This is a genomic window from Caulobacter sp. GW456-12-1-14-TSB4 (assembly GCF_059424195.1).
Map to the genome: position 1 here is coordinate 106342 of NZ_JBWKZF010000013.1, position 16917 is coordinate 123258.

Below are 16917 nucleotides of genomic sequence, written 5' to 3' on the forward strand. Positions count from 1 at the left end.
CGAAACGCGCTTGTGTCGCCGAACAGCGCGCTAGCCGAACAAGGCCTTGTGCAGGTCGCGCGGATTGACCGGTTTCTCGACCCAGCCCGTCATGCCCGCCTCGCGACAGGCGGCGACCTCGTCGGGCGAGGCGCCGCCGGTGACGGCGATGATGGGCGTCAGGCGGTTGGCCCCGTCCTCGCGCAGGCGGCGGGTGGCTTCCAGCCCGTCCATGCCGGGCATGCGCACGTCCATCAGGATGGCGTCGAAGATCTGGTACTCGGCCGCCAGCAGAGCGGTCTGCGCGTCCTCGGCGGTCTCCACCCGGGCCCCAAAGGCCTCCAGGATCTGGCGCAGGGCGCGGCGGTTGATGTCGTGGTCGTCGACGACCAGCACCACCGGCGCCTCCTCACGCACGGCCAGGTCCTGGACGGCCTCGACCGCCAGCTCGACCGGCGCGGTCCCCTCGGGGGCCGGAATCCGCAGGATGAAGCGCGCGCCGCCTTCGGGAGCGTTGGCGGCGGTCAGCTCGCCGCCCATCAGCCGGGCCAGGTCGCGGCTGATCGCCAGGCCCAGGCCCGTGCCGCCGAACGCGCGGGCGGTGTCGACGCCCAGTTGCTCATAGGGACTGAACAGGCGCTCGATCTGGTCGTCCTTCAGGCCGGGACCGGTGTCGCGCACGATGATGGCGACCTGGCGCGGCCGCTCGCGCTCGACGCTGACCTTGACGCGAACCTCGCCATGGTTGGTGAACTTGATGGCGTTGCTCAGCAGGTTGTTCAGCACCTGGCGGGTGCGCATCGGGTCGCCGCGCACCCAGTGCGGCAGGGCTTCGACGCCGGTCAGGATCAGATCGACGCCCTTGGCCGAGGCCGTCTCGCGCCAGAACGCGACGGCGTCGCCGATCACGGCCGGCAGGTCATAGTCGACCACCTCGACGCCCATGCGGCCGGCCTCGATCTTGGAGAGGTCGAGCAGGTCGTTCAGCAGGGTCCGCATCATCAGCCCGGCGTCGGTGACCAGGGCGGCCGACCCGCCCTTCTCCAAGGCCGAGGCGCCGTTGAGGATGGCGTTGATCGGGGTGCGCAGTTCGTGGCTGACCATGGCGATGAAGGCCGACTTGGCGGCCGTCTGGCGCTCCGCGGCGCGGCGCGCGGCGCGCTCGGCGGCCATGGTCCGCTGCGACCACAGGAAGACCATCGACAGGGTCAGACAGAAGAGCGCGCCGCCGACCAGGAAGACCCAGGTCAGCGGATCGCCTCGGCCCGAGATCAGCGGCGCGGCGAACAGATAGACGATATGGGGCGCCACGGCGGTGGCGAAGGCGACCAGGCAGCCCTCGGCCCCCATCAACGCGGTGAAGATCGAGCCCGACAGCAGCAGGATGGCGCCCGCCGCGCCCATCGGCGTGTCCATCGCCCACAGCGGGATGGACAGCCAGCCGAAGGTCACGGCCATGACGAGGTCCGCCGCCAGCGCCCATCCCACCACCCGGCCCGGCTGGGCATGGGCCAGGAGACTGTTCAGGGCCACGAGCTCGACCAGCTGGGCGGCGACGAACGCGCCCGCCCAAGGGATCAGGAAGCGCAGGTCAGGCCGCGCGAAGGCCAGGCCGCACAGCACCAGGGTGACGAAGAGCCGGAGGGGGATCAGGCGGCGACGCGACACCGCCGCCGGGCGATAGGCGACCGCCAAGTTCTCCCAGAAACCCACCAACGCAACCCCCGTACTCGGCCCGCTCTACTCCCGAGGGAGTACATGCGGCGTGGCGTTGTACGCCAGCAAACCCTTGCACGCACGGGAAAATGGCCCGTTCTGGGTAGTAAAAAAGCGCGACAACCTATGATGGTCATCGCGCTCATTGTCTTTGATTTGGCCTTGACCGCCCTATTCGGGCTTGGGCGCGCGGCGGACCTCGACGACACGGACCTTGGCGCCGTCCAGCACCAGGGCCAGCTCGCCGCGCTTGATCTTCAGGGCGTCGGTCCCGAAGGCGTCGCGGCGCCAGCCGGCCAGGGCCGGGGTGGCGGCGTTGTCGTCGGCGGCGATCTTCTCCAGGTCAGAGACCGTGGCGATCAGCTTGGAGGCGACGCCGGCCTCTTCAGCGCGGGCCTTCAGCAGCACCTTGAGCAGCTCGACCACGGCGCCGGCGTTCTGGGGCGGCGGCGGGCCGGGCTTGTCGACGACCGGGGCATAGCCTTCCGGATCGGCCAGGGCGGCCTTGATCGCGGCCAGGAGGTCGGGACCAAACTTGCTGCCGCCGAAGCCCTTGGGCACGCCGCGCAGGTTGTTGAGGGCGTCCAGCGAGGTCGGGGCCTGAGTGGCCAGCTCGTCGATGGCCTCGTCCTTCAGGATGCGGCCGCGCGGCTGGTCGCGGTTCTGGGCGGTGCGCTCGCGCCAGGCGGCGACGGCCTTGAACACGGCGAGATACTTCGGCGCCGTCTTGCGCGGACGCAGGCGGCGCCAGGCCTTCTCCGGATCGACGTCGTAGGCGGCCGGATCGGAGATCGCGGTCATCTCTTCCTCGACCCAGGCCAGGCGGCCCGAGGTCTCGAGGCGCTCGCGCAGGATCGGGAACAGCGCCGCAAGGTGGGTGACGTCGGCCAGGGCGTAGGTCAGCTGGGCGTCGGTCAGCGGCCGGCGGGCCCAGTCCGTGAACCGGCTGGACTTGTCCAGCTCGATGCGCAGCATCTGGCGGACCAGGGCGTCATAGGCGATCTGCTCGCCGAAGCCCGCCGCCATGCCCGCCACCTGGGTGTCGAACAGCGGCTTGGGCATGGCCTTCAGGTTGTTGAAGATCTCGACGTCCTGACGGGCGGCGTGGAACACCTTGAGGATGCTCGTGTCGCGCATCACCGCCAGCAGCGGCTCCAGGTCGATATCCTCGGCCAGGGGGTCGATGACGGCTTCATGCGTCGGCGACGCGACCTGGATCAGGCACAGCTTGGGCCAGTAGGTCGTCTCGCGCATGAACTCGGTGTCGACGGCGACGAAAGGCTCGCCCGCGAGCGCATTACAGAACGCCGCCAGCTCGGCGGTGGTGGTGATCGGCTTCATCGGCTGCTAATAGCCTCGCGCACCCCCGAGTCTGCAAGCGTCAAGACGCGCCTAGCGCCGCCCGGGAGCAAATTTTCCGCGTGTTCGGAGGGTATCACCGCCTTCCGATAGACCAGAGCGAGCGCCAGAACGACCATGAGCGATCAGCCGAACGGCCTTACCTACGCCCAGGCGGGTGTCGATATCGACGCGGGCAACGCCCTGGTGGACGCCATCAAACCCCTGGCCAAAGCGACCCGCCGTCCGGGCGCGGAAGCCAGCCTGGGCGGTTTCGGCGCGCTGTTCGACCTGAAGGCGGCCGGCTATGACGACCCGCTGCTGGTCACCACCACCGACGGCGTCGGCACCAAGCTGCGCATCGCCATCGACAGCGGCATGCACGCCACGGTCGGCATCGATCTGGTCGCCATGTGCGTCAACGACCTGCTGGCGCAAGGCGCCGAGCCGCTGATGTTCCTGGACTACTTCGCCACCGGCAAGCTGGACATCGAGGTCGCCAAGAGCGTCGTCGCCGGCATCGCCGAGGGCTGCAAGCTCGCCGGCGCGGCCCTGGTCGGCGGCGAGACCGCCGAAATGCCGGGCATGTACAGCGACGGCGAGTACGACCTGGCCGGCTTCTCGGTCGGCGCCGTCGACCGCGACGACGTGCTGCCGAAGCTGGACAAGCAGCGCGCCGGCGACATCATCATCGGCCTGGGCTCGTCGGGTCCGCACTCCAACGGCTATTCGCTGGTGCGCCGCGTGGTCGAGCGCTCGGGCCTGGCCTGGGACGCGCCCTGCCCGTTCGAAGAAGGCAAGACCCTGGCCGAGGCCCTGATGGCCCCGACCCGCATCTATGTGAAGTCGCTGCTGCCCCTGCTGCAGTCGGGTCGCGTCAAGGGCGGCGCCCACATCACCGGCGGCGGCCTGATCGAGAACCCGCCGCGCGCCATCGCCGAGGGCCTGGCCGCCGAGTTCGACTGGAACGCCTGGGCGATGCCTCCGGTGTTCGAGTGGATGGCGAAGGTCGGCGGCGTCTCGGAACACGAGATGCGCCGCACGTTCAATTGCGGCGTCGGCTTCATTATCATCGTGGCGCAAGCCGACGCGGAACCGGTCCTGGCCGCCCTGCTGAACGCCGGCGAGGACGCCTTCATCTGCGGTCAGCTGGTCAAGGCTTGATGCTGAATAAGACCAAGGTCGCCGTCCTGATCTCGGGCCGGGGCTCCAACATGGAGGCCCTGGTCCGCGCGGCGAAGGCGGCCGACTGCCCGTTCGAGATCGCCCTCGTTTTGGCCAACAAGCCGGACGCCGGTGGCTTGGCGACGGCGGCGGCCGAAGGCATTGAAGCGCTCTGCGTGGACCAGAAGCCCTTCGGGAAGGACCGCGAGGCCCACGAGCGGGCCATCGACGCGGCCCTGCGCGAGCGCGGGATCCAGGTCATCGCCCTGGCCGGCTACATGCGCATCCTGACGCCGTTCCTGGTCGATGCCTGGGAAGGCCGGATGCTGAACATCCACCCGTCCCTGCTGCCCGCCTATCCGGGCCTGGACACTCATGCCCGCGCCCTCGCCGCCGGCGAGGCCGAGGCTGGCTGCACCGTCCACCTGGTCACCGCCGGCGTCGACGAGGGCCCGATCCTGGGCCAGGCCCGCGTGGCCATCCTGCCGAGCGACGACGAGCATAGCCTGGCCGCCCGGGTGCTGGAGCAGGAGCACAAGCTCTATGCGGCGACCCTGGCGCGGTTCGTGACCCGCCTGAGCTGAGACGCCCTGCCGCAGGCAGTTAACCCTGCCGGCTCAGCGGATCGTCACTATCTCGCGCCATGATGCCGTTCATGGACGCACTGATCGCCGATCTCTCGAAACTCGCCGCCGACCACGCCGGTTGGGCGGGCGCGATCCTGTTCGCCTTCACCTTGCTGGAAGCCCTGCTGGTCGTGGGCCTGTTGATCCCGATCCTCGGCGTCATGCTGGCCGCCGGGGCGTTGGTGGCCCAGGGCGTGCTGCATCCGGTCGAGGCCGTCCTGTGGTGCAGCGCCGGAGCGGCCGCCGGCGACGCCCTCTCCTACCTCATGGGACGAGGCCTGGGCGGCCGCCGCGCCGCGCGCCTCCTCTTCGCCGGAAAGCGCCGCCTGCTGGCCCGCGCCAAGCTGATGACCCGCCGTCACGGCGTCCTGGCCATCGCCGCCGCCCGCTATCTGGGTCCGGCCCGCCCCTTCATCCCGATCCTGGCCGGCATGTCGCGCACACGCGGCTGGAGCTTCCAGGTCGCCAACATCCTGTCGGCGCCGATCTGGGTGATCTCGTTGCTGGCCCCCGGCTACCTGGCCGCCCAGAACCTGCGACTGTTCGGCTCGGACCCGGCTCTGGCCGGCGGCGTCGTCCTGGCCGTGGTGCTCGCGGCGGGCCTGGGCGTGATGTGGGTCAAGCGGACGCGGACCGCGCTCTAAATAATTCCGGGCGCACGCCTCCAAACGCCGCCGTCGAAGCCTCTTACCCGCAGGGAGGCTTCCGCCATGTCCATCGCCGCATTCCTCGCCGCCGCCCTGCTGACCGCCCCGTCTGCTCCGGAGGCGCGGGACATCGATGCCTTCGTCCGCAAGGCGATGGCTCGGATCGAGGTCGTGCCCGGCATGTCCGTGGCCGTCGTCCAAGGACCGGACGTGGTCATGACGGCCGGCTATGGCGTGGCGGACCTGCGGACTGGCAAGGCCGTCGATGCGGACACCGGCTTCTATATCGCCTCGGCGACCAAGGCCTTCACCGCGCTCTCGATCGACGCCATGGCTGAGCGCGGCGACCTGACGCTCGACGCGCCCCTGAAGAGCTGGATCGGCAAAAGCCCCTTGCCTGCCGACATCGCCGCCTCGATCACCCTGAACGACCTGCTGAGCCACCGTTCGGGCCTGGAGAACGAACCGATCGCCTACCGCGCGGCCTATTCGGGCGAATACACGCCGAAGGTCACGAGCGCCCTGCTGGCGAACACCATCCGCAGCTCGGCGACACCCTATGGGACCTTCCGCTACACCAACACCGGCTACAACCTGGCCACCACCTTGATCGAGGACCGCTTCGACCGCGACTGGCGCGCAATGGTGGACAAAGAGATCCTGGCCCCCGCCGGCATGACCCGCACCACGGCCAGGATCGACCAAGCGCGACGTAGGGCGCCGATCGCGTCGGGCCACACGCCCGGTCCCGACGGCCGCATGGCGCCCAGCCCTCTGCAGAAGACCAACGCCACCATGCAGTCGGCGGGCGGCCTGGTCTCGACCGCCAACGACATGACCCGCTGGCTGGAGATCCAGCTGAACGACGGAGTGCTGGATGGAAAGCGCCTGTTCCCAGCCGGCCTCGTCGCCGGGACGCACAAGCCGCTGGTCGCTCAGCAGACGATCTTCGGCCCGTATGTGCGCGACGGCTATGGCCTGGGCTGGCAGGTCGGTCGCTATGGCGACGCGGTGCTGATCCACCACTTCGGCAACTTCGCCGGATCGCGGGCCCACGTCTCGTTCATGCCGGCGCGCGGCGTGGGCGTGGCGGTCATGGCCAACGAGGACGCCATGGCCGGCGAGCTGGTCGATCTGGTGGCCGACTACGCCTATGACCGCTTCGCTGGCCGCCCCGACCTGGAAGCCGCCTACGACAAGGAGCTGGCCGCGCTGGTCGCCCGCCGCGACAAGCGTTTCAAGGGTCTGATGGCCGGTCGCGCCGAACGCGCCGCGCGGCCGTGGTCCCTGGGGCAGTCGAACAAGGCCTATGCCGGGGTCTACGAGAACCCGGCCATGGGACGCATCGAGGTCGCGCAGGACCACGGTCGCATGATCATCAAGGCCGGAGTGATGTCCTCGTCCGCCGAGGCCGCCGCCGATCCGGAGAGCGTGCGGGTCGAACTGATCCCGCTCACGGGCCAGATCATCCGCTTCGAAGCGCCCCATAAGCTCATCTACGACGACCAGACCTACGTCCGACGATAGGTCAGCGCGCCGGCGCCGGGGGCGCCTTCCCCTTCTCCCGCTCCAAAGCCGCCAGCAGCTGCTGGGCCTGATAGGCCGCGATCCCGCCATTGGGATCGACCGAGATCGGCTTCAGCAGCTGGAAGGCGGTGCGGTCGTCGTCCGCCGTCATGAAGGCCGCCGCCGTCACGATGCGGATCTTGGCCACCTCGGGCGCCAGGCTCACCGCGCGGCGCAGCAGCGCCAGCCGTTCGGGCGACGGCGTCTCGCCCGTGGCCATGGTCTGGGCCAGCAGGAACAGGGTCGCGTAGTCGTTGGGCTCGGCCTTGTCGGCGCGCTCCAGGTACACGCGCGCCGAGGCCTGGAGCTGGCCGCGATGTTCGGGGTCGGCGACCGCCCGATAGAGCTTGCTCATCCCCATCAGCCGCAAGGCGTCCAGGTTGCCGCCGTCCTCATCCAGCAGCTCGGCCAGCAGTTGTTCGCCCTTGTCGCGGTCCCCCAGCATGATCTCGGCGCGCGCCAGGGCCTGGCGGCTGTAGCGCTCACCCGGACGGCGCGCGGCCGCCTTGCGGAACTGGTCCAGCAGACCGGCGGTGTCGCCCCCGGCTTTCAGGCGCTGCAGCTCGAAGATCAACTCGTCGGCGCCCTTGGACATCCGCCGGAGGCGGATGGTCGGCGGCGGCCCGCCTGGTCGTGGCAGGGTCGTGCGGATGGCCGGCGTGGACAGGAAGGCCCTCACCCGCGCCGGCAGCGTCTCCGGAGGCTCGCCGAACACCTCGGCCCAGACTGCCTTCGGATCGTCGGAGCCCTCCTCCAGCCGGTTCAGATAGGCCGCCAGCTGCGCCTTGCGGACGGGGTCGGACCACAGGTAGCGCACCAGAGCTCCGGCCTGGGCGTCGTAGCCCCAGCGCTGCGGATCGCTCCACAGCGCCCGCTCGGCGATCAGGTGGGGCAGCGCATAAAGGTTCTGGACCGCCAGGCTGTTGTCGAACAGCGCCGGGACGCCGCCGATCACCACATGGTCGGGCTGGATGTCGATCGAGCTGTAGTAGAGCGCCGCACCCTTGGTCAGCCATCGCGGCTGGCGAAACGGGAAGTTCTCGCTGAAGAAGTGCAGCGCATAGGCGCCCAGGACGCCGTCGTCGCCGGCCGTCGCGTCCTCCACCTTATGGAAGGCGAAGCTGTCGCGCACCACGACGGCGAAGATGTCCTCGGGCTCGGCCACATAGACCGAAAGCGCGCCGACGACCGCGCCGGGCAGGAAGCGCTGATAGTCCGTGTTGACCTTGTCATCGCGCTTGGGCGCCCTGACCAGGTAGATGGGGAACTTGCGCGGCGGCGGCGCGTCCAGCTTGCCGTAGAGCGTGCGCAAGGTCCGATCCAGGACTTCCACGTCCTCGACCGCGCGGCGCAGCACCGCGGGCTTCTCGTCCGAATAGACGATGACGTGATCGCTCTCGGCCCGCAGCCAGCGCCCCGTGCCCTGAGGCGTGACGACGATGTCGCGCGGGGCGCGGTTGGCCGCCTCTACCGCCAGCGGGGTCGTCGCCAGTCCGGCCGCCAACAGAACCGCCGCTAGCATCCGTCTGAACGCCATCCCCGTCCCCAACGCCGAGTCTTCCCGCAACCGGGGATCGACCTTAGGACGACCTTCGCAGGCCAGACAACCCGAAGCCGCTCTGGTCGGAGCGGACGCTCTAGTTCCCCGTTTTCTCCGGCTCCGCCTCGTACTTCTCGATCAGCTCCAGCACCCGCCGGGCCTGGCGCGAGGCCTCGCCGCCATTGGGATCGGCGGCCATGGGCTTGAGCAGCTGGAAGGCCGTCTCGGTGTCGTCGGCCATCAGGAAGGCCACCGCCGCCACCAGGCGGATCTTCGGCACCTCCGGCGCCAGGGTGACGGCGCGGCGCAGGAGGGCCAGGCGCTCGGGCGACGGGACCTCGTCGGTGGCCATGGTCTGGGCCAGAAGGAACAGGGTCTGATAGTCGTTGGGCTCGGCCACGTCGGCCTTTTCCAGATAGGCCCGCGCCTCGGCCAGCAGCGCCAGCCGATGATCGTGATCAGCGGCGGCCCGATAGAGCTTGCTGGTCCCCATCAGCCGCAAGGCCTCCAGATTGCCGCCATCCTCGGCCAGGAGCTGCTCCAGGATCTTCTCGCCGGCGTCACGGTCGCCGATGTTGATCTCGGCCCGAGCCAGGGCCTGGCGGGTGTAGCGTTCGGCCGGCCGGTGATCGGCGGCCTTGCGGAAGCGACGCAGCAGATTGGCGCGGTTGTCGTTGGGCGGCCCGGCCTTCAGTTGCTGGATTTCCAGGATCAGGTCCTCGGCCCCCGCCGGCATCGCCCGGATCTTGATCGTGGGCGGCGGCCCCGTCGGGCGCGGGATCGTGGTCAGGACGGGCTTCTGGCGCACGAACTCCATCAGCCGGGGCTCGAGCTTGTCCGGCGGCTCGCCGAAGATCTGCGTCCAGGCGGACTGGAGGTCGCGCTCCCCGCCCTCCACGCGCCGCAGATAGGCGTCCAGCCGCGCCTTGCGGTCCGGGTCCGACCATAGATAGCGGACCAGAACCGCCGCCCGCGCGTCGAAGCGGCGGTTCGGAACGGTCTCGCCGGCCCCCGTCTCGCCGATGACGTCGGCGAAGCCGCCCGGGCTACCCCAGACCCGCGTCAGGTCGAACAGGGCCGGCGCCGCGCCGATCACCACCTTGTCGGGCTTGATGTCGATGGCGCTGTAATAGATCGCCGCGCCCTTGATCAGCCAGCGCGGCTGGCGGAACGGGAAGGTCTCGCTGAAGAAGTGCAGCGCATAGGCGCCCAGCACGCTGTCGTCGCCCGCCGTCACGTCCACCGCGTTGAAGTAGCGGAAGTTGTCGCGCACCACGACGGCGAAGATGTCGTCCGGCTCGGCCACGTTCATCGACAGCGACGAGGCTGGCGCGCCTGGCAGGAAGCGCCTGTAGGTGGCGTTGGCGGTCTCGGTCGGCTCGACGGAGCGGACCAGATAGATCGGATACTTGCGCGGCGACGGCCCGGCCGACCGCGGATAGAGCCCGCGCAGCGTCTGATCCAGCGCCTCCAGGTCACCGACCACCCGGCGCAACACCTCCGGTCCTTCGTTCGAATAGACGATGACGTGGTCGCTCTCGGCCCGCAGCCAGCGGCCGCTAGCCTGGGGCGTGACGACGATGACATCGTCGGTGAGGGCCTTGGTCATGGACTTGGACTGGGACTGGGCGTGCGCCGCGCCAGCCGTCAGCGCGACGGCCAGGCCGCACGCGACCGCGATGGCTCGAACAGACGTCACGCACCCTCCCCGAGCGAGTCAGCCGCACGATAGGCGCTGGATGCGTTCCGCGCATGTCGCCCGCGCAAACAAAAAGGCCGGAGCTTTCGCCCCGGCCTTCTCGCGATCGGTAAGGCGAAAGCCTTAGCCGACGATCTGGTCTTCGGTGAAGAACTGGGCGATTTCGATGCCCGCGTTCTCCAGGCTGTCCGAGCCGTGGACCGAGTTTTCGCCGATCGACAGGGCGAACAGCTTGCGGATCGTGCCTTCGTCGGCGTTTTCCGGGTTCGTGGCGCCCATGACTTCACGGTACTTGGCCACGGCGCCTTCGCCTTGCAGCACTTGGACGACGACCGGCTCGGCGGTCATCTGGCCGACCAGTTCGCCGTAGAACGGACGCTCGGCGTGGACTTCGTAGAACTTCTTGGCTTGGGCTTCGGTCAGCTGCACGCGGCGCTGAGCGACGATGCGCAGGCCAGCGGCCTCGATCACCGCGTTGATGGCGCCGGTCAGGTTACGACGGGTGGCGTCCGGCTTGATGATCGAGAAGGTGCGTTCGGTCACGGAGTGATCTCACAGAAAAGTTGTGGATTGGCAGGTTGCGGGCTTATAGCCGGGCGCCTCCTCCCCGCCAACCCCGACGCGTAACCTTCATAAAATGCTTCAGATCCGTGACCTGACTTTCAATGCGTGGGGACGCAAGTTCTTCGACCACGCCAGCGTCAGCCTGCCGCCGGGGTCCAAGGTGGGTCTGATCGGACGCAATGGCGTGGGCAAGTCCACACTGTTCAAGCTGATCCTGGGCCAGTTGCACGCCGGCGACGACGAGATCAGCCTGCCCAAGACCGCGCGGATCGGGTCGGTGGACCAGGAACACCCGGCCACGCCCTTCACCCTGCTGGACACCGTGCTGGAGGCCGACGAGGAACGTCACGGCCTGCTGACCCGGCTGGAAACCGCCGATCCGGAGGAGATGGGTGAGATCTGGGGCCGGCTTATCGAGATCGATTCCGACGCCGCCCCCGCCAAGGCCTCGGAAATCCTGGTGGGTCTCGGCTTCACGCAGGACGACCTGGCGCGACCGATGAGCGAGTTCTCGGGCGGCTGGCGGATGCGCGTGGCGCTGGCGGCGGCGCTGTTCGCCGAGCCCGACATGCTGCTGCTGGACGAACCGACCAACTATCTCGACCTGGAAGGCGCGCTTTGGCTGGAAGCTCGTCTCCAGAAATATCCGCACACCGCCCTGATCGTCAGCCACGACCGCGAGCTGCTGAACAACAGCTGCACGCACATGCTGCACCTGGCCGGCGGCAAGCTGGAACTCTACACCGGCGGCTACGACGACTTCGAGGAGCGCCGCGCCGAGAAGGCCCGCTTGCAGCTCTCCGCCAAGGCCAAGCAGGACGCCGAGCGCGCCCACCTGCAGGCCTTCGTCGATCGCTTCAAGGCCAAGGCCTCCAAGGCCGCCCAAGCCCAGTCGCGCATGAAGCGCCTGGCCAAGATGCAGCCGGTGGCCACCACGATCGAGGAGCGCGTCGCGCCCTTCACCCTGCCCTCGCCGCCGCGCCCGCTGGCGCCGCCGCTCATTCGCCTGGAGAAGGCGAACGTCGGCTACGAGGCCGAGCGCGCGATCCTCAAGAACCTGAACCTGCGCATGGACCTGGACGACCGCATCGGCCTGCTGGGCGTCAACGGCGCGGGCAAGTCGACCTTCGCCAAGATGATCGCCGGCGCCCTGACCGTTCAGAAGGGCGAGTTGCACCGCGACAAGAAGATGAAGGTCGGCTGGTTCCACCAGCACCAGATCGAGGCGATGGATCCCGTGGACACCCCGCTGGAGATCATCCGCCGGGCCATGCCGGACGCCTCGGAAAGCTCGCGCCGCTCGAAGCTGGCCCAGTTCGGCCTGGGCTTCGAGAAGCAGGAGACCACGGTCGCCAACCTGTCGGGCGGCGAGCGCGCCCGGCTGCTGCTCAACATGGTGGCGATGGACGCGCCGCACATGCTGATCCTGGACGAGCCGACCAACCACCTGGACATCGACAGCCGCCGCGCCCTGCTGGACGCGCTGAACGACTACAGCGGCGCGGTGATCCTGATCACCCACGACCGCTCGCTGATGGAACTGGTCGCCGACCGCCTGTGGCTGGCCGCCGACGGCACGGTGAAGCCGTTCGACGGCGACATGGACGACTACGCCAAGTTCGTGCTGGACCGCGCCAAGCAGGCGGTGAAGCCGACCCAGGTCGCGCGCGAGCCCGAGCCCACGGGCGCCGCGCCGAAGAAGACGGTCGCTATCGAGCCTTTGCGTCGCAAGGTCGAGGCCGCCGAGCAGGTGATGACCCGCTGCACGCGCAACCTCGCCGAGCTGGAAGCCCAACTGGCCGATCCGGACCTCTATGTGAAGAACCCGGGCAAGGTGGCCGAGCTGACCAAGCGCCGCGACAACGCCCAGGCCAAGCTGGACGAGGCCGAGACGGCGTGGATGAGCCTGGCCGAGGAGCTGGCGGAAGCCGAGGCCTGAGGCGCGAGATTAAGCTCGAAAGGATCGGGAAAGTTTAGGGTAAACCGTCGTGAACCAAGAAGTTTAGGTCTTCCTCGACTTCCTGGGGCGTACAACGTTTGCATGACGACGCCCGCCCATCCTCGCAACCATGTCGTGGCCAATCCGGAAGGCTTGTCCGCGTCGGTGGTCCTGGAATCCTTCGCCGACTGGGTGAACGCCCGCATCGGCGAGGCCATGCGCATCGAGATGGACCTGGCGTTCCGTGACCGCCCGTTCGACATCGAGGTCGGCCGCGTCCCGCCGCTGGTCGGCTGGGAACACAAGTTCATCCAGCCCGGCGCCGCCGCGCCAAAGGGCAAGATGTGGACGGTCTACCGCCTGCACGATCAGAACGGCCGCCCCGCGCACCTGCCCCACTCGGGCGACCTGGTTGAGGACCTGACGCCCCTGCTGGGCGAGCTGGGTTATCTCGGCGTGTTCGAGGACGGCGTGGCGATGTTCCCGGGCGTCGGCAAGCGCTAGCCCGCTACTGGTCCCACGGCGGCGTTCCCTTGAACGCCTCGGCCAGGAAATCCACCATCAGGCGCACCTTGGCGCTCAAGTGCCGCCGGCTGGGATAGACGGCCAGCACGTCGATGTCCGGCAGGCTCCACTCCGGCAGCAGCCGCACCAGGCGACCAGCCTTCAGGTCCTCGCCGATGATGAAGGTCGGCTGCCAGATCACGCCCTGTCCGGCCAGCGCCGCTGAGCGCGTCGTGTCGCCGTTGTTCGAGTACATCACCGGCCGCATCCGCACCGTGGCCTCCCGGCCGTCTTGGTGGGTCAGTCGCCAGTCCTCGGCCATGGCGGTGTAGCTGTAGGCCAGGCATCGGTGGGTCGAAAGTTCGTCGGGCGTGGCGGGCGTCCCATAAGTCTTCAGATAGTCCGGCGAGGCGCAGACGATATTGCGCGAGGTCGCCAGCTTGCGCGCCACATGCGCCTGCGAACCGCCGCGCGAAATGCGGATGGCCAGGTCGTAGCCCTCCTCGACCAGATCGACGACGCGGTCCGACAGGCTGATCTCCAGCTCGACCTTCGGATGGCGAGCCATGAACACCGGCCACAGCTCCGCCAGGTGGCGGACGCCGAAGCTGAGCGGCGCGTTGATCCGCAGGCGGCCGCGCGGCTCGGCGACATTGGCCGAGGCGGCGGCTTCGGCCTCGGCGATCTCGTCGAGGATGGCGCGGGCCCGCTCGTACAGCGCCTCGCCCGCCTCGGTCAGGGACAGGCGGCGAGAGGTGCGGTTCAGCAGTCGCGCGCCGAGATGGGCCTCCAGCTCGGCGACGTAGCGGGTGACATTGGCCGGCGAGGTGTCCAGCGCCTCGGCCGCCTTGGCGAAGCCGCCACGGCTGACCACGGTGGTGAACATCTCGAATGCGCGCAGTCGGTCCATGGGCGCCTCATCATTCACTTAAGCTGAATGATAGATCGCGTTTCCGCCCATCGTTCAAGTCGAGGGCTCAGCCTAAATCATCGTCACTGACCGACGCGCGGTGCGCCGGCCCGTCAAACGGAAGGATCACCTCATGTCCCGCCTCGCCAACAAGACCATCCTGATCACCGGCGGCACCACCGGCATCGGCTTCGCCGCCGCCCAGCGCGCCCTGGAAGAAGGCGCCAAGGTCGCCATCACCGGCGCCAACGCTCAACGCCTGGAAGAAGCCAAAGCGGCTCTGGGCGGCGACGTCCTGGCCATCCTGGCCGACGCCGGCGACGTGGCCGCTCAAGCCACGATCGCCAAGACCGTCGAAGCCGCCTTCGGCAAGCTGGACGCCGTCTTCGTCAACGCCGGCATCGCCCCGTTCGGTCCGCTGGAAAGCTGGACCGAAGAGACCTTCGACCGCGCCATCAACGTCAACCTGAAGGGCCCGCTGTTCCTGGTCCAGGCCCTGGCCCCGATCCTCAGCAACCCGGCCTCGATCGTCTTCAACGGCTCGATCAACGCCCATATCGGCATGCCCAATTCCAGCGTCTACGCCGCCAGCAAGGCCGGCCTGATCTCGCTGGCCCGCACGCTGTCGGGCGAGCTGATCGGTCGCGGGATTCGCGTCAACGTCATCAGCCCCGGGCCGGTGAGCACGCCGCTCTACGGCAAGCTGGGTCTCGACGCCGCCTCGCTGGACGCCATGTCGGCCGGCATCCTGGCCAACCTGCCGGCCGGCCGCTTCGGCGAGCCCAAGGAGATCGCCGACGCGGTGATCTTCCTGGCCTCGGACGAGAGCCGCTTCACGGTCGGCAGCGAGCTGATCATCGATGGCGGGATGAGCACGCTGTAGGGGCTCAAGCCCGCAAATAGCTTGTCATCCCGGAAGCCTCGCAGAGGCTGTCCGGGACCCAGGGGGTGCGTGAACGCCGTGCGCGCCGCCCCTGGGTCCCGGACAAGCGCTCCGCGCTTTCCGGGATGACAAGTTTTGTGGGCTATTTGGCGGGCGCGAACTTGATGGCGCTGAGGCTCGCGGCCCCCGTCGACTTCACCACCAGCGTGTTGGTCCCCGGCAGCAAAGTCACGACCTTGCCCTTTGCAGGATCGCCGTTGACCGCCACCTCCATCGGCCCAGTCCCGACTAGGCTCACGACGTAGCGCCCACTTGTCGCCGAGACCGTGTAGCGCAGCCACTCGCCGGCGCTGAAGTCGGTGACCACCAGCCCGCCCGCGCCGCGCTTCAAGTCCACCCCGTCGTTCCGCCCCGTCCGCCCCCGGTTCCACGGCGTGCGCTCGCCGCCGGTCGAGACGTGGTAGTTGGCCACGTCACTGTCGGCATAGGCCGCGCCGACGACGCCCAGATCGTATTCCCAGGCCGGGATCGTCGCGCCCTTGGCCCCGACCACGTGCTTCTTGAACGGCCGGACCGTCGCGTCGTGCGGCTGGCGGAACATGGCGTCGATGACGTCGGGATGGGCCTCGTTGTTCTCGAAGCGGACGTCGTGCGAGGCGACCTTCATCAGCACCTGATAGGCCTTGTCGGCGCTGACCGGCGTCTTGGCCTCGCCGGTCAGGGTGGCGACGACGTCGTCATAGGCCGGGTCGACCTTGATCTCGAGCGGCTGGTTGAAGCCGATCTTCTTCAGCGGCCAGAACGCCCAGCCGATGCCCTGGCTCTCCACGAGGCGGATGGAGTCGGCGAACCAGACGTTGGAATTCTCGCCGCTCTCGCCCAACCACAGCGGCAGGCCCGTTTCCTCGCGCAGCTTCAAATGCTGTTCGATCGAGGCCTCGTCGTTGTTGTTCCAGTACTTGTGGAAGCTGAGCGCCATGTTGGCGTCCCAGGGCTTGGGCATGCCTTTGTAGTTATTGCCCCAGCAGTTGCCTTCCAGGATGATCATGTGGCGCGGGTCGATCTCGCGGATCGCGGCCGTCAGCTCCTGGTAATAACTCCACAGCCCCGCCTGCTTCTCGTCCTTGCAGCCGTGGGTGTTGCCGGGCCCGTCGAAGTCCCAGTTGGGCTCGTTGATCAGGTCGTAGGCCCCGATCATCGGCTCGTCCTTGTAGCGGGCGGCCAGCTTCTTCCAGAGGGCGATGGTCTTGCGGCGGGCCTCGGGGCTGTCCCACAGCGAGGGCTTGCTCGGATCGCGGTCGGCGATCGGCAGGTCGTTACCCTGACCGCTGGGCGCGGCGTGCAAGTCGAGGATCAAGTACATGCCGTTGGCCTTGGTCCAGGCCAGCAGTTGGTCGATCCGCTGGAAGCCGTCCTCCTTCCAGGTGTCGACGCCCGCCTTGGGCTCCTGGTCGACGGCCAGGGTCAGCAGGTCGTAGTGCATCGGCAGGCGCACGGAGTTGAAGCCCCAGGCGGCCATGGCGTCGATGTCGACCTTGGTGGTGTGATTGTCGAGCCAGGCCTGGTGGATGGCCTTCTGGCGCTCGGGCCCGACCAGGTCGGCGATCTTGCCCTGGATGACGTGCTGCTGGCCCAGCTTGGAAAGGCGCAGCATGTAGCCTTCCTGCAGCATCCAGCCGCCCAGGCCCATGCCGCGCAGCAGGTAAGGCTTGCCGGTCTCGTCGACGATGCGGGCGTCCTTGGCCTTCAGCCAGCCTTCTGCATGAGCGGAGGTCGAAAGCAGAGCGAGCGCCAGAGCGCTGCCAAAAAACAAGGAATGCACGAGCTTTTTCATGCGAAGGC

14 protein-coding genes are annotated in these 16917 nt (G+C 68.5%); 7 read left to right on the forward strand and 7 right to left on the reverse strand.

Annotated elements, in window-relative coordinates:
* Window positions 1-30 precede the first annotated feature (30 nt).
* Complete coding sequence (locus AC07YH_RS14265) at window positions 31-1692, reverse strand: response regulator (protein ID WP_494747666.1); 1662 nt, start codon at window positions 1690-1692, stop codon at window positions 31-33.
* Between the two features lie 174 nt (window positions 1693-1866).
* On the reverse strand, window positions 1867-3036 hold the full coding sequence (rnd, locus tag AC07YH_RS14270; protein ID WP_494747632.1) for a ribonuclease D: 1170 nt from the start codon (window positions 3034-3036) through the stop codon (window positions 1867-1869).
* A 135-nt stretch (window positions 3037-3171) separates the two neighbouring features.
* Here rnd and purM point away from each other — a divergent pair, with 135 nt between their 5' ends.
* The 4 genes from purM (at window position 3172) to AC07YH_RS14290 (ending at window position 6997) form a co-directional block, all read left to right on the forward strand.
* Window positions 3172-4197 (forward strand): phosphoribosylformylglycinamidine cyclo-ligase, encoded by a 1026-nt coding sequence (purM, locus tag AC07YH_RS14275; RefSeq protein WP_494747633.1) that lies wholly within the window; start codon window positions 3172-3174, stop codon window positions 4195-4197.
* Window positions 4197-4781 (forward strand): phosphoribosylglycinamide formyltransferase, encoded by a 585-nt coding sequence (gene purN, locus AC07YH_RS14280; protein ID WP_494747634.1) that lies wholly within the window; start codon window positions 4197-4199, stop codon window positions 4779-4781. The genes purM and purN overlap by 1 nt, the downstream gene beginning before the upstream one ends.
* 71 nt (window positions 4782-4852) lie before the next feature.
* Complete coding sequence (locus AC07YH_RS14285) at window positions 4853-5467, forward strand: DedA family protein (RefSeq protein ID WP_494747635.1); 615 nt, start codon at window positions 4853-4855, stop codon at window positions 5465-5467.
* Between the two features lie 66 nt (window positions 5468-5533).
* The gene (locus tag AC07YH_RS14290; protein ID WP_494747636.1) at window positions 5534-6997 is read left to right on the forward strand and encodes a serine hydrolase domain-containing protein; all 1464 of its coding nucleotides are present in this window, start codon (window positions 5534-5536) and stop codon (window positions 6995-6997) included.
* 1 nt (window position 6998) lies between these two features.
* On the opposite strand, the gene AC07YH_RS14295 is transcribed toward AC07YH_RS14290, so the two are convergent.
* From AC07YH_RS14295 to ndk, 3 genes are all read right to left on the reverse strand, one after another.
* Window positions 6999-8540 carry a tetratricopeptide repeat protein gene (locus tag AC07YH_RS14295; RefSeq protein ID WP_494747637.1) on the reverse strand — a complete coding sequence of 514 codons (1542 nt, stop codon included), beginning with the start codon at window positions 8538-8540 and terminating at the stop codon, window positions 6999-7001.
* 133 nt (window positions 8541-8673) lie between these two features.
* Window positions 8674-10275, reverse strand: coding sequence for a tetratricopeptide repeat protein (locus AC07YH_RS14300; protein ID WP_494747638.1), 1602 nt, complete (start codon window positions 10273-10275; stop codon window positions 8674-8676).
* Between the two features lie 123 nt (window positions 10276-10398).
* The gene (gene ndk, locus AC07YH_RS14305; protein ID WP_494747639.1) at window positions 10399-10818 is read right to left on the reverse strand and encodes a nucleoside-diphosphate kinase; all 420 of its coding nucleotides are present in this window, start codon (window positions 10816-10818) and stop codon (window positions 10399-10401) included.
* Between the two features lie 94 nt (window positions 10819-10912).
* Between ndk and AC07YH_RS14310 the strand changes: the two genes are divergently transcribed.
* Window positions 10913-12778 carry an ABC-F family ATP-binding cassette domain-containing protein gene (locus AC07YH_RS14310; protein ID WP_494747640.1) on the forward strand — a complete coding sequence of 622 codons (1866 nt, stop codon included), beginning with the start codon at window positions 10913-10915 and terminating at the stop codon, window positions 12776-12778.
* A 102-nt stretch (window positions 12779-12880) separates the two neighbouring features.
* A complete protein-coding gene (locus tag AC07YH_RS14315) occupies window positions 12881-13282 on the forward strand; it encodes a hypothetical protein (RefSeq protein ID WP_494747641.1) in 402 nt (133 codons plus the stop codon).
* Window positions 13283-13286: 4 nt separating this feature from the next.
* Here the strand turns inward: AC07YH_RS14315 and AC07YH_RS14320 are convergent, their stop codons facing one another.
* Complete coding sequence (locus AC07YH_RS14320) at window positions 13287-14192, reverse strand: LysR family transcriptional regulator (protein ID WP_494747642.1); 906 nt, start codon at window positions 14190-14192, stop codon at window positions 13287-13289.
* Window positions 14193-14325: 133 nt separating this feature from the next.
* Here AC07YH_RS14320 and AC07YH_RS14325 point away from each other — a divergent pair, with 133 nt between their 5' ends.
* On the forward strand, window positions 14326-15075 hold the full coding sequence (locus AC07YH_RS14325) for an SDR family oxidoreductase (RefSeq protein ID WP_494747643.1): 750 nt from the start codon (window positions 14326-14328) through the stop codon (window positions 15073-15075).
* A gap of 142 nt (window positions 15076-15217) precedes the next feature.
* On the opposite strand, the gene AC07YH_RS14330 is transcribed toward AC07YH_RS14325, so the two are convergent.
* Entirely contained in the window at window positions 15218-16909 is a 1692-nt protein-coding gene (locus AC07YH_RS14330) for a cellulase family glycosylhydrolase (RefSeq protein ID WP_494747644.1), read from the reverse strand.
* Window positions 16910-16917: the final 8 nt, after the last annotated feature.

What these genes read in the sequence shown, in the direction of transcription:
- purN (WP_494747634.1), top strand. Translation starts at nt 4,197, where the DNA reads ATGCTGAATAAGACCAAGGTCGCCGTCCTGATCTCGGGCCGGGGCTCC.
- AC07YH_RS14285 (WP_494747635.1), top strand. Translation starts at nt 4,853, where the DNA reads ATGGACGCACTGATCGCCGATCTCTCGAAACTCGCCGCCGACCACGCC.
- AC07YH_RS14330 (WP_494747644.1), bottom strand. Translation starts at nt 16,909, where the DNA reads ATGAAAAAGCTCGTGCATTCCTTGTTTTTTGGCAGCGCTCTGGCGCTC.
- AC07YH_RS14320 (WP_494747642.1), bottom strand. Translation starts at nt 14,192, where the DNA reads ATGGACCGACTGCGCGCATTCGAGATGTTCACCACCGTGGTCAGCCGT.
- purM (WP_494747633.1), top strand. Translation starts at nt 3,172, where the DNA reads ATGAGCGATCAGCCGAACGGCCTTACCTACGCCCAGGCGGGTGTCGAT.
- rnd (WP_494747632.1), bottom strand. Translation starts at nt 3,036, where the DNA reads ATGAAGCCGATCACCACCACCGCCGAGCTGGCGGCGTTCTGTAATGCG.
- AC07YH_RS14290 (WP_494747636.1), top strand. Translation starts at nt 5,534, where the DNA reads ATGTCCATCGCCGCATTCCTCGCCGCCGCCCTGCTGACCGCCCCGTCT.
- AC07YH_RS14325 (WP_494747643.1), top strand. Translation starts at nt 14,326, where the DNA reads ATGTCCCGCCTCGCCAACAAGACCATCCTGATCACCGGCGGCACCACC.
- AC07YH_RS14310 (WP_494747640.1), top strand. Translation starts at nt 10,913, where the DNA reads ATGCTTCAGATCCGTGACCTGACTTTCAATGCGTGGGGACGCAAGTTC.
- AC07YH_RS14315 (WP_494747641.1), top strand. Translation starts at nt 12,881, where the DNA reads ATGACGACGCCCGCCCATCCTCGCAACCATGTCGTGGCCAATCCGGAA.